The following is a 15,009-nucleotide window of genomic DNA, read 5'->3' on the forward strand; positions in this document are numbered from 1 at the left end:
TTTGCTAATACTGTTGTGATAGCAGCTGTTAAAGTTGTCTTACCGTGGTCAACGTGACCGATTGTTCCAATGTTTACGTGTGGTTTACTTCTTTCGAATTTTTGCTTTGCCATTGTAAAATCCTCCTTTATGGAAATTAAATAATATGAACCTTCTTAGTTATTATATCTAATTTAGTTCCATTTTTCTATACTTATATGAATTTTCCTATAGTATTAATATACTAAATTTATCTTTAGTAATGTTACTTATAATTAAATTATTAGCAACATTACTAAAATTTATAACTAAAGCGAATTAGTTTCTTTCGCTTTTAATTTTTTCTTGAATGCTCTTTGGCACTTCTTCGAAGTGATCGAATACCATTGAGTAAGTTCCTCTACCTTGAGTTCTTGATCTTAAAGTAGTTGCGTATCCAAACATTTCTGAAAGTGGAACGAATGCTCTTATTATTTGAGCTCCGTTTATAGCTTCCATACCTTCGATTCTTCCTCTTCTTGAGTTAAGATCTCCCATTACATCTCCCATGTATTCTTCTGGTACTGTAACTTCAACCTTTTCTACTGGCTCAAGTAATACTGGATCTGCTTTAGTCATTGCATTCTTGAATGCCATAGATCCTGCAATTTTGAAGGCCATTTCAGATGAGTCAACTTCGTGGTATGATCCATGAACTAATTTAACTTTGAAGTTAATAGTTTCATATCCTGCTATTATACCATTTTTAGCAGCTTCTTGAATACCATTGTCTATAGCTGGAATATATTCCTTTGGAATAGCTCCCCCAACAATAGCATTTTCAAATGCATATTCTCCTTCAGTTGGTTCCATTTCGATAACACAGTGACCGTATTGTCCTTTACCACCTGATTGCTTAGCATATTTAGCTTCAGCCTTAACAGCCTTTCTAATTGTTTCTTTATAAGCAACTTGAGGAGCTCCAACGTTACATTCAACTTTGAATTCTCTAGTTAATCTATCAACTATGATTTCTAAGTGAAGTTCTCCCATACCTGCTATAATTGTTTGACCTGTTTCTTGGTCTGTATGAGTTCTAAATGTTGGATCTTCTTCAGCTAACTTAGCTAATGCTAATCCCATCTTTTCTTGACCAGCTTTTGTCTTTGGCTCGATAGCTACAGATATAACTGGTTCTGGGAATTCCATTGATTCTAATATTATTGGATCATTTTCTACACAAAGAGTATCCCCTGTAGTTGTATTCTTTAATCCTATAATTGCTCCTAATTCACCTGCTTCTAATGCTTCAACCTCTTCTCTGTGGTTAGCATGCATTTTAACAAGTCTTCCGATTCTTTCTTTCTTTCCCTTAGTAGAATTTAACACATATGTTCCACTTTGCATAACACCTGAGTAAATTCTTGTGAAAGCAAGCTTTCCTACGAATGGGTCAGTAGCAATCTTAAATGCTAAAGCTGACATTGGAGCTTCATCTGATGCTTCTCTTGAATCTTCTTCACCTTCTAAAGTAGTACCTTTAACTGCAGGTATATCTAATGGTGATGGTAAGAAAGCAACAACTCCATCAATCATTTGTTGAACACCTTTATTCTTGTATGATGATCCACAAATACATGGAACTACTTCATTAGCTATAGTTGCTTTTCTTAAAGCAGTCATTATTTCTTCTTCAGTTAATTCTTCACCTTCAAGGTATTTTTCCATTAACTCTTCATCAGTTTCAGCGATAGCTTCTAACATAGCCATTCTATATTCTTCTGCTTGATCAACTAAATCTGCTGGTATTTCTTCATATCTAACATCTTTTCCAAGATCATCGTAGAACATAATAGCTTTATTAGTTATTAAATCTACCATTCCTTTAAATTGATCTTCTGATCCAACTGGAATTTGTATTGGAACAGCGTTAGCCTTTAATCTATCTCTTACAGTGTTTATACATCTAAAGAAATCTGCTCCTGTAGCATCCATCTTATTAACGTATATCATTCTTGGTACACCGTATTTATCTGCCTGTCTCCAAACCGTTTCAGTTTGTGGTTCAACCCCACTCTTTGCATCTAGAACTGTAACAGCTCCATCAAGTACTCTTAATGATCTTTCAACTTCAACTGTAAAGTCTACGTGACCTGGAGTATCTATTATATTTAATTCGTGACCTCTCCATTCACAAGTAGTAGCAGCAGAAGTAATTGTTATACCTCTTTCTTGCTCTTGAACCATCCAGTCCATTGTAGCTGCACCTTCGTGAACTTCTCCTATTTTATGACTTCTTCCAGTATAGAATAATATACGCTCAGTAGTTGTAGTCTTACCCGCATCTATATGAGCCATTATTCCAAAGTTACGGAATTTATCTAACGGATATTTTCTTGCCATCTGTATGTCCTCCTCTCAACGAGTAATTTTAAATTCGACAAAACTGTTTTGGTAAAAGTCCAAAACAGTTTATATTTATTAGTATCTGTAATGAGCAAATGCTTTGTTTGCTTCAGCCATCTTATGAGTATCTTCTCTCTTCTTAACAGCTGCTCCTGTGTTATTAGCTGCATCCATTAATTCTCCAGCTAATCTTTGAGCCATTACCTTTTCGCCTCTTTTTCTTGAAGCATCTAAAAGCCATCTTAAACCTAAAGTCTGTCTTCTTTCAGGTCTAACTTCTATTGGAACTTGGTAGTTAGCACCACCTATTCTTCTAGCTTTAACTTCTAATAAAGGCATTACATTATTCATTGCTTCTTCAAATACTTCTAAAGCATCTTTGCCTGTTTTTTGCGCCACTATTTCAAACGCTTCGTAGCATATTTTTTGAGCTACTCCTTTTTTACCATCTTCCATAACGTTATTTACTAATTTAGTAACAACCTTTGAATTGTATATTGGATCTGGTAATACATCTCTTTTTGCGATATGTCCTTTTCTTGGCACTTTTCTTCCCTCCTTAACATAATAAATTTAAGTTCATTGGTACTCTGCAATTATCATTGCCGTAAAGTGCTTCGCCTCTTCATCTATATAAACTTAATTTATAAATCTATGTAAATGCTGAAGATAAGCACTACTGTAGTTTATACTTTAAACTACTTCTTTGCCTTTGGCTTCTTAGCACCGTACTTTGATCTTCCTTGCATTCTGTTAGCTACTCCAGCACAGTCAAGTGCTCCTCTTACGATATGGTATCTAACACCAGGAAGGTCCTTAACTCTACCACCTCTTATAAGAACAACACTGTGCTCTTGTAAGTTGTGTCCTACACCACCAATGTATGCAGTTACTTCGAATCCATTTGTTAGTCTTACTCTTGCGATTTTTCTTAACGCTGAGTTAGGCTTCTTAGGAGTAGTTGTTTTTACAACTGTACAAACCCCTCTTCTTTGTGGACACTCATTAAGTGCTGGTGCTGTTGACTTGTTGATAACAGTTTTTCTGCCTTTTCTTACTAATTGGCTAATAGTTGGCATTTTTTCACCTCCTGAAATTTTTTTATCTATATATCTAATATTTAAGATAAAAGCATTTTTACGAATTAACAAAGGCTTTTTACATTTTACTCCCTATGTTAAATCTATCAATATTTTAATAAATTGATTGTCTTATTTCTAAGCTATATACAAACAATTATTTCATCATTTTTTATAGATATTATATATTGCTTTCTATTTAATTATATTATCCATAAAGAAATGATTTCATATATAAAAGTTCATAGAGGCATAGCTCATGACTTTGCCTCCATGAATCCATGTAGGCAATTATACTGTTGTGTATCTCTAAAATCATACAATTCGTATTTTATCATTTTCGCATACACATGTCAATAAAATTGCACTGTATTATTCAATTGATTCTATTACTTCATTATTGACTGGAACATCCTCTACATCTAGCTTTACATTTCTGTATCTCATCATTCCAGTACCTGCTGGTATCAACTTACCAATAATAACATTTTCTTTCAATCCTACCAATGGATCTATCTTTCCTTTGATTGCTGCTTCAGTAAGAACTCTTGTAGTTTCTTGGAATGATGCCGCTGATAAGAAACTATCAGTTGCTAAAGCTGCTTTAGTGATACCAAGTAATGCTTGCTCTCCTTTAGCTTCTTCTCCGCCAAACTCCCTTACTCTTGCATTTTCTTCTTCAAAGTCAAACATATCTATCATAGTTCCTGGTAATAGATCAGTATCACCTGAATCTAAAACTTTAACTTTTCTAGTCATTTGTCTAACAACTACTTCTAAGTGCTTATCATTAATATCAACACCTTGAAGTCTATAAACTTTTTGAACTTCTGATAGTAAGTATTTTCTAGCTCCATCTATACCTTTAATCGCTGCAATATCGTGTGGATTTACTGAACCTTCAGTAATTTCATCCCCAGCTTCTATAAAGCTATCATCTGTTACTTTTAATCTTGAACCAAATGGTATTTCGTAGCTACGTTCTTCTCCATCTCCAGCTGTAACAAATACAGTTCTCTTCTTCTTAGTCTCTTCAATTCTAACTGTACCTGCTATTTCACTTACTATAGCTAATCCTTTTGGTTTTCTAGCTTCAAATAGCTCTTCAACTCTTGGAAGACCTTGTGTAATATCGGCTCCAACAACTCCCCCTGTATGGAATGTTCTCATTGTAAGCTGAGTACCAGGCTCTCCGATTGATTGAGCTGCTATAATACCAACTGCTTCACCTATATTAATCTTTTGTGCTGTTGCCATGTTCATACCATAACATTTAGAACATACACCAACTTTACATTTACATGTAAATACAGATCTTATCTTAACTTTTTCAATTCCAGATGCCGCAACTCTTTCTGCAGTATCTAAATCCATATATTGATCTGCTTCAACCATAACTTCTCCAGTTTCTGGATTTATCACTTGTTCAGCTGTATATCTACCATAAAGTCTTTCAGCTAATCCTTCGATGGCTTCATTACCTTCTTTAATCTCTGAAACATAAATACCTTCTGTAGTTCCACAATCAATTTCTCTTACGATAACATCTTGTGATACATCAACAAGTCTTCTTGTTAGATATCCTGAGTCAGCTGTCTTAAGAGCTGTATCGGCATTACCCTTTCTAGCTCCGTGAGTAGAAATAAAGTACTCTAATACTTCAAGTCCTTCTCTAAATGATGCTCTGATTGGTAATTCTATAATCTTACCAGTCGGACTCGCCATAAGTCCTCTCATACCAGCTAATTGCTTAATTTGAGATTTAGAACCTCTGGCTCCTGAGTCGGCCATCATGAATATTGGATTGAATTTATCCAAGCTATCCATAAGTGCATCAGCTACATCTTCTGTTGTTTTAGTCCATTTTTCTATAACTCTTTCATATCTTTCTTCTTCTGATATGAAACCTCTTTTATACATCTTTTCTATTTTTTCAACTGTTTCATCAGCTTCTTTCAGAAGTCTATATTTAGCTTCTGGTACTATCATATCTGAAGCAGCAACTGTTACAGCTCCAATTGATGAATAATGATATCCTAAAGCTTTTATTTTATCTAACATTATAGATGTATTAGTTGGTCCATGAACTGTATAACATTTATCTATTAATTTTCCTAATGTCTTTTTAGTTATTAAGAAGTCAACTTCTAAGTTAAATTCTTCATCTTTGTTATTTCTATTAACAAAGCCTAAATCTTGAGGAATAGATTCATTGAATATTATCTTACCAACTGTAGTAGTAATAATTCCTGATCTCTTTTCTCCATTTATTTCTCTATACATTCTTACTTTTATTTCAGCATGTATAGCTATTTCTCCTACTTCATAAGCCATAATAGCTTCATCTTTAGAAGCAAATATCTTGCCTTCACCTTTTGCTCCAGTCTTATCCATAGTTAAATAGTATGATCCTAGAACCATATCTTGTGTAGGTACACAAACTGGTTTTCCATCTGAAGGCTTCATTATATTTCCTGCTGCTAGCATTAAGAATCTAGCTTCTGCTTGCGCTTCAACTGATAATGGAACGTGAACCGCCATTTGGTCACCATCGAAGTCAGCATTGTAAGCTGTACATACTAGTGGATGTAGTTTTATTGCTCTACCTTCTACTAAAACTGGTTGGAAAGCTTGAATTCCTAATCTATGTAGAGTAGGGGCACGGTTTAATAATACAGGATGATCAGTAATAACTTCTTCAAGTACATCCCATACTTGATTATTTACTCTTTCAACCATTCTTTTAGCGCTCTTAATATTATGAGCTACACCATCTTCAACAAGCTTTTTCATAACAAATGGTTTAAATAATTCTAAAGCCATTTCTTTTGGAAGTCCACATTGGTACATCTTTAACTCTGGTCCAACAACTATAACTGATCTACCAGAGTAGTCAACTCTCTTACCAAGTAAGTTTTGTCTAAATCTACCTTGCTTACCTTTAAGCATATCTGATAATGACTTAAGTGGTCTATTTCCAGGTCCTGTTACAGGTCTTCCTCTTCTACCATTATCTATAAGTGCATCTACAGCTTCTTGAAGCATTCTCTTCTCATTTCTAACAATAATGTCAGGCGCACCTAAATCTAATAACTTCTTCAATCTGTTATTTCTATTTATAACTCTTCTATATAAATCATTTAAATCAGAAGTTGCAAATCTTCCTCCATCTAATTGAACCATAGGTCTTAAATCTGGAGGAATTACTGGAATCACATTAATAACCATCCATCTTGGATCGTTTCCTGATTTTCTGAAAGATTCTACAACTTCTAATCTTCTTATGATTCTTACCTTCTTTTGTCCAGTACTTACTTTTAATTCTTCTTTAAGATCTCTTGCTTGAGCTTCTAAATCAATTTCTCCAAGTAACTCTTGAACTGCTTCAGCTCCCATTCCACATACGAAGCTTTCTTCACCATATTTATCAACAGCTTCTCTATATTCTTTTTCATTAAGAAGTTGTTTCTTTAATAATGGTGTTTCTTTAGGATCTATTACAACATATGAAGCAAAGTATAATATTTTTTCTAAAGCTCTTGGTGACATATCTAAAAGTAATCCCATTCTTGATGGAATCCCCTTAAAGTACCAAATGTGAGAAACTGGGGCAGCCAGTTCAATATGCCCCATTCTTTCTCTTCTCACCTTAGCCTTAGTAACCTCAACTCCACATCTGTCACAAACTATGCCCTTATATCTTACTCTCTTATACTTACCGCAGTGACATTCCCAATCTTTAATAGGTCCAAATATTCTTTCACAGAATAAACCATCTCTTTCTGGTTTTAAGGTTCTATAGTTTATTGTTTCAGGTTTCTTAACTTCTCCTCTTGACCATTCTCTTATTTGATCTGGTGAAGCTAAACCTATTTGTATAGCATCAAAATTATTCAATTCAAACAAGGGTATATCCTCCCTTCAAATTTAATGTTCATCATTTACAAAATCATCAAGTTCTAAGTCTTCTTCATGGAATCCTTCTAATGCAAAGTTATCAAACTCAACATCTTCCTCAACTTCGTCCTCTGACATTGTATAACTATCATCTATATTTACATCTTCTGAAACAACATCTTCTGTTCCTTCGATGTTAACTTCTAAATCTTCCATATCTTCTTCAGCAAACTCTTTAAGTTTTACTTCTTGGTTATCTTCATTTAAAACTTTAACGTCTAAACATAAAGCTTGAAGTTCTTTAATAAGAACCTTAAATGATTCTGGAACTCCAGGTTCTGGTATATTTTCACCCTTAACTATAGCTTCATATGTCTTAACTCTACCTACAACATCATCTGATTTAACAGTTAATATTTCTTGTAGTGTATGAGCTGCACCATATGCTTCTAATGCCCAAACTTCCATTTCTCCAAATCTTTGGCCACCAAATTGTGCCTTACCACCAAGTGGTTGTTGAGTTACTAATGAGTATGGTCCTGTTGATCTTGCGTGAATCTTATCGTCAACTAAGTGAGCTAGCTTTAAGATATACATTATACCAACAGTTACTTCATTATCAAATGCTTCTCCTGTCCTACCATCATATAGTACAGTTTTACCATTTACATTATAACCTGCTTTTTCTAGACATTCTTCAATATCTTCTTCAGTAGCACCATCAAATACAGGAGTAGCTATATGCCATCCTAATTGACTTGCTGCCCATCCTAGGTGAACTTCTAATACCTGACCGATGTTCATACGTGATGGAACCCCTAATGGATTTAAGCATATTTGTAGTGGTCTTCCGTCTGGTAGGAACGGCATATCTTCTTCTGGAAGGACTCTTGATATAACCCCTTTGTTACCGTGACGTCCGGCCATCTTATCTCCAACAGATATCTTTCTTTTTTGAGCTATATAGCATCTTACTAGTTCATTTACTCCTGGGTTTAATTCATCCCCATTTTCTCTAGTAAATACTTTAACATCGACGATAATACCAGCTTCCCCATGAGGAACTCTTAATGAAGTATCTCTTACTTCTCTAGCCTTTTCACCGAATATAGCTCTTAAAAGTCTTTCTTCTGCAGTTAATTCAGTTTCTCCTTTAGGTGTAACTTTACCTACAAGAATATCTCCTGATCTAACTTCAGCACCTATTCTGATAATACCTCTGTCGTCTATATCTTTTAATGCGTCTTCACTTACATTAGGAATGTCTCTAGTTATTTCTTCCGGTCCTAGTTTAGTATCTCTAGCTTCACATTCATATTCTTCAATATGTATTGAAGTAAATACATCTTCTCTAACTAGTTCTTCAGAAATAAGCATAGCATCTTCGTAGTTATAACCTTCCCAAGTAATGAATCCCATTCTTATATTCTTACCAAGTGCTATTTCACCTAAATCAGTTGATGGACCATCAGCTAACACTTGGTTTTTAAACACTATTTCACCCTTATCTACTAAAGGTCTTTGGTTTATACATGTACCTTGGTTACTTCTCTTAAATTTAAGAAGTTTATAAATATCTATTCCGCCGTCTACATCTCTCTTTATTCTTATTTCATTAGAGCTAACATAAACAACTTTACCAGCATTCTTAGCCTTTGGAAGAACTCCTGAGTCTACCGCTGCTTTAAATTCTATACCAGTACCTACTATTGGTGCTTGTGGCTTTAATAGTGGAACTGCTTGACGTTGCATGTTTGATCCCATCAGTGCTCTTGAAGCATCATCATTTTCAAGGAATGGTATCATAGCCGTTGCTACAGATACAATTTGTCTTGGGGATACGTCTATTAAATCAACTTCTTCAGCATTAACAACTATAATATCATGTTTATTTCTAACAGTAACTCTACTATCAACAAACTTTCTATCTTCACCAACTGGTTCCTTAGCGTGAGCTACAAGATATTGGTCTTCTTCATCTGCTGTGAAGTATCTTATTTCATCAGTTATTATTCCTTTTTCTTTATCAATAACTCTATATGGAGTCTCAATAAATCCATACTCATTAACTTTTGCATAAGTAGCTAAAGAGTTAATAAGACCTATGTTTGGTCCTTCTGGAGTCTCAATTGGACACATTCTACCATAATGTGAGTGGTGAACGTCTCTAACTTCAAAGCCAGCTCTTTCTCTTGAAAGTCCTCCTGGTCCTAAAGCAGATAATCTTCTCTTATGAGTTAACTCTGAAAGTGGATTTGTTTGGTCCATGAATTGTGACAATTGAGAACTACCAAAGAACTCTTTAATAGCAGCTGCAACTGGTCTTATGTTAATTAACATTTGAGGAGTTATAGCTTCTTGGTCTTGAATAGTCATTCTTTCCTTAACTACTCTTTCCATTCTTGATAAACCAATTCTAAATTGATTTTGTAGCAACTCTCCAACTGATCTTAATCTTCTATTACCAAGATGATCTATATCATCTACATATCCTACTCCATAAGGTAATCCTAATTCATAGCTTATAGTTGCAAATATATCATCTTTAATTATATGTTTAGGAATAAGTCTATTTATATTTTTCTTAATCTCTTCTTTAATAGTTTCTTCATCATCGTAGTTATCTAATATTTCCTTTAATGTTGGATAATGAACATATTCTTTGATATTTAAGTCTTCTATATCAAAAGATACAAAATTCTTTATATCAACAAAATGGTTGCCAATTACTCTAACTACTCTATCTTCAACTAAAATATCAACTGAGTTAATGCCTACACTTTGGATTTCTTCAGCAATATTTCTGCTGATTTTCTTTCCTTGCTCTACCATAATTTCACCTGTTTGAGGGTTAACTATATCAGTAGCAGCAATTTGATTGACTAATCTTAAATTTAATGCTAATTTTTTATTAAACTTATATCTACCAACTCTTGATAAATCATATCTCTTTGCATCAAAAAATAATGAATCAATAAGAGATATAGCACTATCAACTGTAGGTGGCTCACCTGGTCTTAGCCTTTTGTATATTTCCAATAAGGCTTCTTCCTTAGTCTTAGTGTTATCTTTTTCTATTGTAGCTTTAAATCTCTCATCTTCACCAAAATAGTCTAAAAGCTCTTGATCATTTCCGAATCCCATAGCTCTAGCTAATATAGAAATAGGAAGTTTTCTTGTTTTATCTATTCTTACATAGATAATATCGTTAGAATCAGTTTCATATTCTAACCATGCTCCTCTATTTGGAATAACTGTAGATGAGTATAATTTTTTACCAGTTTTATCAATGCTAAAACTGTAATAAACTCCAGGCGATCTTACTAGCTGACTTACAATAACTCTTTCAGCACCATTAATGATGAAAGTTCCTTGTTCAGTCATTAGTGGAAAATCACCCATAAACACTTCTTGTTCTTTGATTTCTCCAGTTTCATTATTTTGTAACCTTACAGAAACCTTTAGTGGTGCAGCATAAGTAGAATCTCTCTCTTTACACTCCTCCACTGAATACTTAATGTTATCCATATCAAGTTTGTAATCTACAAATTCAAGAACAAGATTGCCTGTGAAATTTGTAATAGGATTAATGTCATCAAATACTTCATGAAGACCTTCCTTTAAAAACCACTGATATGAATCTAATTGTACCTCAATAAGATTTGGCATTTCTGTTACATCTTTAACTTTACCAAAACTCATTCTAGTTCTTTTTCCGACTTGGACAGGATGTACCATGAATTTTCACCCCTTGTATAAAACTAAAATAACCAAAAACACACTTTCCCTAAGGACTTTATGTTTTCGGACAACATCACTAATTAGTATAACCAGCTTTTAAGCTATTATACATTTTTTTCATATGAATATATACCTACCCATAATGAATAGTACATTTAATGATACTATCATATTATTCTTTCAATGTCAATTATTTTATTGTATAACTTATGTAAATCTAAACTTTCAAGTGTTTTTATATAAAACTATATAAAGTATCCCAGCAATTTCATATTTTATATAGTTTTATTTAGACAATTAAAAAGGTGCCTTTACAGCACCTTTTTTAAATTTAAAGTTAATTACTTAACTTCTACTTCAGCTCCAACTTCAGCTAACTTAGCTTTCATGTCTTCAGCTTCTTCTTTAGAAACGCCTTCTTTTAATGTCTTAGGAGCTCCGTCAACTATTTCCTTAGCTTCCTTTAATCCTAATCCAGTTAATTCTCTAACTACTTTGATTACTTTTATTTTTTGAGCACCAGCGTTAGCTAATACTACGTCAAATTCAGTCTTTTCTTCTGCAGCTGCAGCACCACCTGCAACAGCTCCTGCAACTGCTACTGGAGCAGCAGCACTTACACCAAATTCTTCTTCACAAGCTGTAACTAGCTCGTTTAATTCTAAAACAGTCATTTCTTTTATAGCTTGAATTATATCTTCTCTTGTCATTTTAATTGCACCTCCAAAATTTTTATCAGTTATTATTCAGCTGATTCTGATTCTTTCTTTTCTTTAATTGCATTTAATAAATATGCAAGGTTTGATAATGGAGCCTTGAAGCTTCCAAGAAGTTTTGCGATAAGAACTTCCTTTGATGGTATTGTAGCAAGCTTTTCAACCTCTGCTTTGTTATATACAGTACCGTCTACCATACCAGCTTTTAATTCTAATTTCTTGTGATCCTTAGCAAATGTATGTAATACTCTTGCTGGAGCAGTAGCATCTTCATATCCAAATGCTATAGAAACTGGTCCTTCTAAATATTCATCTAGACCTTGAATTCCTAGTTCGTTAGCAGCTAATACTACTAGGTTGTTTTTATAAACCTTGTATTCAACACCTGCTTCTCTTAAGCTTTTTCTTAAAGCTGTATCTTCTTCAACTGTTAAACCTTGATAGTTTGCTAGAACAACTCCTTGAGCTTTTTCTAACTTTTCTTTAATTTCAGCTACTTTAGCTTCTTTAATTTGTCTATTCTTGTTCATTACTGTGTGTCCACCTCCTCACAGTTTTTAACTGCAAATTTATATTAAGAAAGGCCTTCCCATAGACATAGGAAGACCAATAAATAATTACTTACCTTGGTATTCCTCGGTAGGCAATTATTTAAACCTTTCGGCACCTACTGTCTTTGGAATCAGTATTCTTTTTAACAACAGTTAAGATTATATTACATAATCTTTTCTCTGTCAATACTAATCTAAAACTTTTGTTGGGTTAACTTTTGCTCCTGGTCCCATTGTGCTAGAAACAGATACTGATTTAATGTATTGTCCTTTAGCAGCTGCTGGTTTAGCTTTTACTAAAGCATCCATTAATGCACGGAAGTTTTCTTGTAACTTTTCAGTTCCAAAAGATTTCTTTCCGATTGGGCAGTGAACTATAGCAGTTTTATCTACTCTATATTCTACCTTACCAGCTTTAATTTCAGCTATTGCCTTAGCAACGTCAAATGTTACTGTTCCTGATTTTGGGTTTGGCATTAATCCTTTAGGCCCTAAAACTCTACCTATTCTACCAACAACACCCATCATATCTGGTGTAGCTACAACTACATCGTAGTCAAACCAATTTTCAGTTTGGATCTTTTGAACTAATTCTTCAGCTCCAACGAAATCTGCACCAGCTTCTTGAGCTTCTTTAGCTTTCTCTCCCTTAGCAAACACTAAAACTCTTACAGTTCTACCTGTTCCATTTGGAAGAACAACAGCTCCTCTAACTTGTTGATCCGCATGTCTTGGGTCTACCCCTAATCTAACATGTAATTCTATAGTTTCATCGAACTTTGCCTTAGCTGTTTTAACAGCTAAATCTAAAGCTTCAGATGGAGTGTATAATGCACTCTTATCTATTAATTTTGCGCTTTCAATATAATTCTTTCCCATAATTTGCCTCCTTTGTGGTGTTAGCGGTTTTTACCTCCCACTTTTTTACGAATTACTCTTCAACAGTTACTCCCATACTTCTTGCAGTACCTTCGATCATGCTCATAGCAGTTTCGATGTTTGCTGCATTTAAGTCAGGCATCTTTAACTCAGCAATTTTTCTAACTTGTTCCTTTGTTATTTTACCAACTTTAGTTCTATTTGGAACTCCTGAACCACTTTCGATTCCTAATTCCTTCTTTATAAGAACTGCTGCTGGTGGAGTTTTTAGTATAAAACTAAAAGATCTATCTTGGTAAACTGTTATAACAACTGGTATTATTAATCCAGCTTGGTTAGCAGTCTTTGCATTGAACTCCTTACAGAATCCCATAATGTTAACACCATGTTGACCTAATGCTGGTCCTACTGGTGGTGCTGGTGTCGCCTTACCTGCAGGAAGTTGAAGTTTAATCATCCCTGTTACTTTCTTAGCCATGTTAATATTCCTCCTATACTGTGGTAATACGGACTTATGTCCTCCCACCTTATTAAAAGATTAGCTTATATTAAACTAATTTTTCAACTTGTGTAAATTCTAGTTCAGTTAGAGTTTCTCTACCGAACATATCAATTAACGCTTTAATTTTGCGTTTTTCTAGATTTATCTCTTGTATTATAGCCACGAATTCTCTTAGCGGGCCAGAGATAACTCTTACACTTTCCCCTACTTCTAAATCAATTTCTACTGGAGTTTCATTAACTCCCATAGACTCAATTTCTTCATCGGTTAGGGGAACTGGTTTAGAAGCTGGGCCAACAAAACCTGTTACACCCCTAGTGTTTCTAACCACATACCATGACTCATCAGTCATTAGCATTTTTACTAACACATATCCAGGAAACTTCTTTTTTAGAGAAATCTTTTGTTTCCCATCTTTTTCTTCTACAACTTCCTCCATAGGCACTTGAATGTCTTGAAGTAAGCTTTGAAGATTTCTATTTTCAATGGTTTTTTCAAGATTTGCTTTAACTTTGTTTTCGTAGCCTGAGTATGTGTGTACAACATACCATCTTGCTCTTTCGCTCATATTTTCTTATAGGCGATTACCCGCCTAAACCTCCTTTTATTTTAGTTTTAAAAAGAATCCAAAGAGGTTTTGAAAAATATAATCTAACCCACCTACTAATATAAGATATATTAGTACAACTACGCCAACTGCAATTAACGCTTTTTTAGTTTCATTTTTAGAAGGCCAAGTTATTCTTTTAACTTCTGCTTTTACCTCTCTAAAAAATTTGAATACACCACCATTACTTGGTGATTTTTTAGTTAAATTCACATTTTCCTTAACAGCCATTACTTCACATCCTTAATTTTTGTGAGTATATGTCAACACTATATCAGCTAATTACTTAGTTTCTTTATGAGTTGTATGTTTTTTACAGAACTTGCAGTATTTATGCATTTCTAATCTGTCTGGGTCATTTTTCTTATTTTTCATTGAATTGTAATTTCTTTGCTTACACTCTGTGCATGCTAAAGTTACCTTTACTCTCACAGTCTGCACCTCCAGTTTACCGTAAATAATATAAAAATCTACTACTTTATGTTAATTTGTTTTCGTTAATTACTTAAACACATTATCACAAAACATGTATTATGTCAATATATAAACCTTGCATTGGACTAGGTAATGAAACCCAACCCAATGCATTATATAATTAATTATTACTATTCTATTATGCTAGTAACAACTCCTGAACCTACAGTTCTTCCACCTTCTCTGATCGCGAATCTTA

General features: G+C 33.9%; 13 protein-coding genes, 1 pseudogene and 1 other annotated feature. All 14 genes and pseudogenes read right to left on the reverse strand.

From position 1 onward, the window contains the following. On the reverse strand, positions 1–113 hold a 113-nt coding region (locus tag ACQPUY_RS16980; protein ID WP_141669547.1), incomplete at its 3' end, for a GTP-binding protein. Positions 114–297: 184 nt separating this feature from the next. After that, positions 298–2,361, reverse strand: coding sequence for an elongation factor G (fusA, locus tag ACQPUY_RS16985; protein ID WP_430843125.1), 2,064 nt, complete (start codon positions 2,359–2,361; stop codon positions 298–300). Positions 2,362–2,439: 78 nt separating this feature from the next. Then, positions 2,440–2,910 carry a 30S ribosomal protein S7 gene (gene rpsG / locus ACQPUY_RS16990; protein ID WP_066889835.1) on the reverse strand — a complete coding sequence of 157 codons (471 nt, stop codon included), beginning with the start codon at positions 2,908–2,910 and terminating at the stop codon, positions 2,440–2,442. A 152-nt stretch (positions 2,911–3,062) separates the two neighbouring features. Next, positions 3,063–3,443 carry a 30S ribosomal protein S12 gene (gene rpsL, locus ACQPUY_RS16995; protein WP_008681201.1) on the reverse strand — a complete coding sequence of 127 codons (381 nt, stop codon included), beginning with the start codon at positions 3,441–3,443 and terminating at the stop codon, positions 3,063–3,065. Positions 3,444–3,815: 372 nt separating this feature from the next. Continuing rightward, a complete protein-coding gene (gene rpoC, locus ACQPUY_RS17000; RefSeq protein ID WP_430843128.1) occupies positions 3,816–7,349 on the reverse strand; it encodes a DNA-directed RNA polymerase subunit beta' in 3,534 nt (1,177 codons plus the stop codon). 21 nt (positions 7,350–7,370) lie between these two features. Beyond that, the gene (rpoB, locus tag ACQPUY_RS17005; RefSeq protein WP_430843130.1) at positions 7,371–11,078 is read right to left on the reverse strand and encodes a DNA-directed RNA polymerase subunit beta; all 3,708 of its coding nucleotides are present in this window, start codon (positions 11,076–11,078) and stop codon (positions 7,371–7,373) included. Between the two features lie 344 nt (positions 11,079–11,422). Further along, positions 11,423–11,791, reverse strand: a complete 369-nt coding sequence (gene rplL, locus ACQPUY_RS17010; RefSeq protein ID WP_066889828.1) for a 50S ribosomal protein L7/L12 — start codon at positions 11,789–11,791, stop codon at positions 11,423–11,425. A gap of 32 nt (positions 11,792–11,823) precedes the next feature. Beyond that, positions 11,824–12,327 (reverse strand): 50S ribosomal protein L10, encoded by a 504-nt coding sequence (gene rplJ / locus ACQPUY_RS17015; RefSeq protein WP_430843133.1) that lies wholly within the window; start codon positions 12,325–12,327, stop codon positions 11,824–11,826. Positions 12,328–12,364: 37 nt separating this feature from the next. Then, positions 12,365–12,495, reverse strand: a sequence feature (ribosomal protein L10 leader region). A gap of 42 nt (positions 12,496–12,537) precedes the next feature. After that, positions 12,538–13,227: a 50S ribosomal protein L1 gene (rplA, locus tag ACQPUY_RS17020; RefSeq protein ID WP_430843135.1), complete on the reverse strand. Its 690-nt coding sequence runs from the start codon at positions 13,225–13,227 to the stop codon at positions 12,538–12,540. Between the two features lie 52 nt (positions 13,228–13,279). Further along, positions 13,280–13,705, reverse strand: coding sequence for a 50S ribosomal protein L11 (rplK, locus tag ACQPUY_RS17025; RefSeq protein WP_430843137.1), 426 nt, complete (start codon positions 13,703–13,705; stop codon positions 13,280–13,282). Between the two features lie 70 nt (positions 13,706–13,775). After that, a complete protein-coding gene (gene nusG / locus ACQPUY_RS17030; RefSeq protein ID WP_430843139.1) occupies positions 13,776–14,297 on the reverse strand; it encodes a transcription termination/antitermination protein NusG in 522 nt (173 codons plus the stop codon). Positions 14,298–14,333: 36 nt separating this feature from the next. Further along, positions 14,334–14,567 carry a preprotein translocase subunit SecE gene (secE, locus tag ACQPUY_RS17035; RefSeq protein ID WP_430843141.1) on the reverse strand — a complete coding sequence of 78 codons (234 nt, stop codon included), beginning with the start codon at positions 14,565–14,567 and terminating at the stop codon, positions 14,334–14,336. A gap of 51 nt (positions 14,568–14,618) precedes the next feature. Continuing rightward, positions 14,619–14,768, reverse strand: coding sequence for a 50S ribosomal protein L33 (gene rpmG / locus ACQPUY_RS17040; protein ID WP_430843143.1), 150 nt, complete (start codon positions 14,766–14,768; stop codon positions 14,619–14,621). Positions 14,769–14,941: 173 nt separating this feature from the next. Then, positions 14,942–15,009 (reverse strand): annotated as a pseudogene (locus ACQPUY_RS17045) (elongation factor Tu); the annotation flags it as partial.

It is taken from the genome of Clostridium nigeriense, assembly GCF_050585245.1.
Classification (GTDB): domain Bacteria; phylum Bacillota; class Clostridia; order Clostridiales; family Clostridiaceae; genus Clostridium; species Clostridium nigeriense_A.

Coding starts and splice junctions, on each gene's coding strand:
- fusA (WP_430843125.1), bottom strand. CDS start 2,361: ATGGCAAGAAAATATCCGTTAGATAAATTCCGTAACTTTGGAATAATG.
- rpsL (WP_008681201.1), bottom strand. CDS start 3,443: ATGCCAACTATTAGCCAATTAGTAAGAAAAGGCAGAAAAACTGTTATC.
- rpoB (WP_430843130.1), bottom strand. CDS start 11,078: ATGGTACATCCTGTCCAAGTCGGAAAAAGAACTAGAATGAGTTTTGGT.
- rplL (WP_066889828.1), bottom strand. CDS start 11,791: ATGACAAGAGAAGATATAATTCAAGCTATAAAAGAAATGACTGTTTTA.
- rplJ (WP_430843133.1), bottom strand. CDS start 12,327: ATGAACAAGAATAGACAAATTAAAGAAGCTAAAGTAGCTGAAATTAAA.
- rplA (WP_430843135.1), bottom strand. CDS start 13,227: ATGGGAAAGAATTATATTGAAAGCGCAAAATTAATAGATAAGAGTGCA.
- rplK (WP_430843137.1), bottom strand. CDS start 13,705: ATGGCTAAGAAAGTAACAGGGATGATTAAACTTCAACTTCCTGCAGGT.
- nusG (WP_430843139.1), bottom strand. CDS start 14,297: ATGAGCGAAAGAGCAAGATGGTATGTTGTACACACATACTCAGGCTAC.
- secE (WP_430843141.1), bottom strand. CDS start 14,567: ATGGCTGTTAAGGAAAATGTGAATTTAACTAAAAAATCACCAAGTAAT.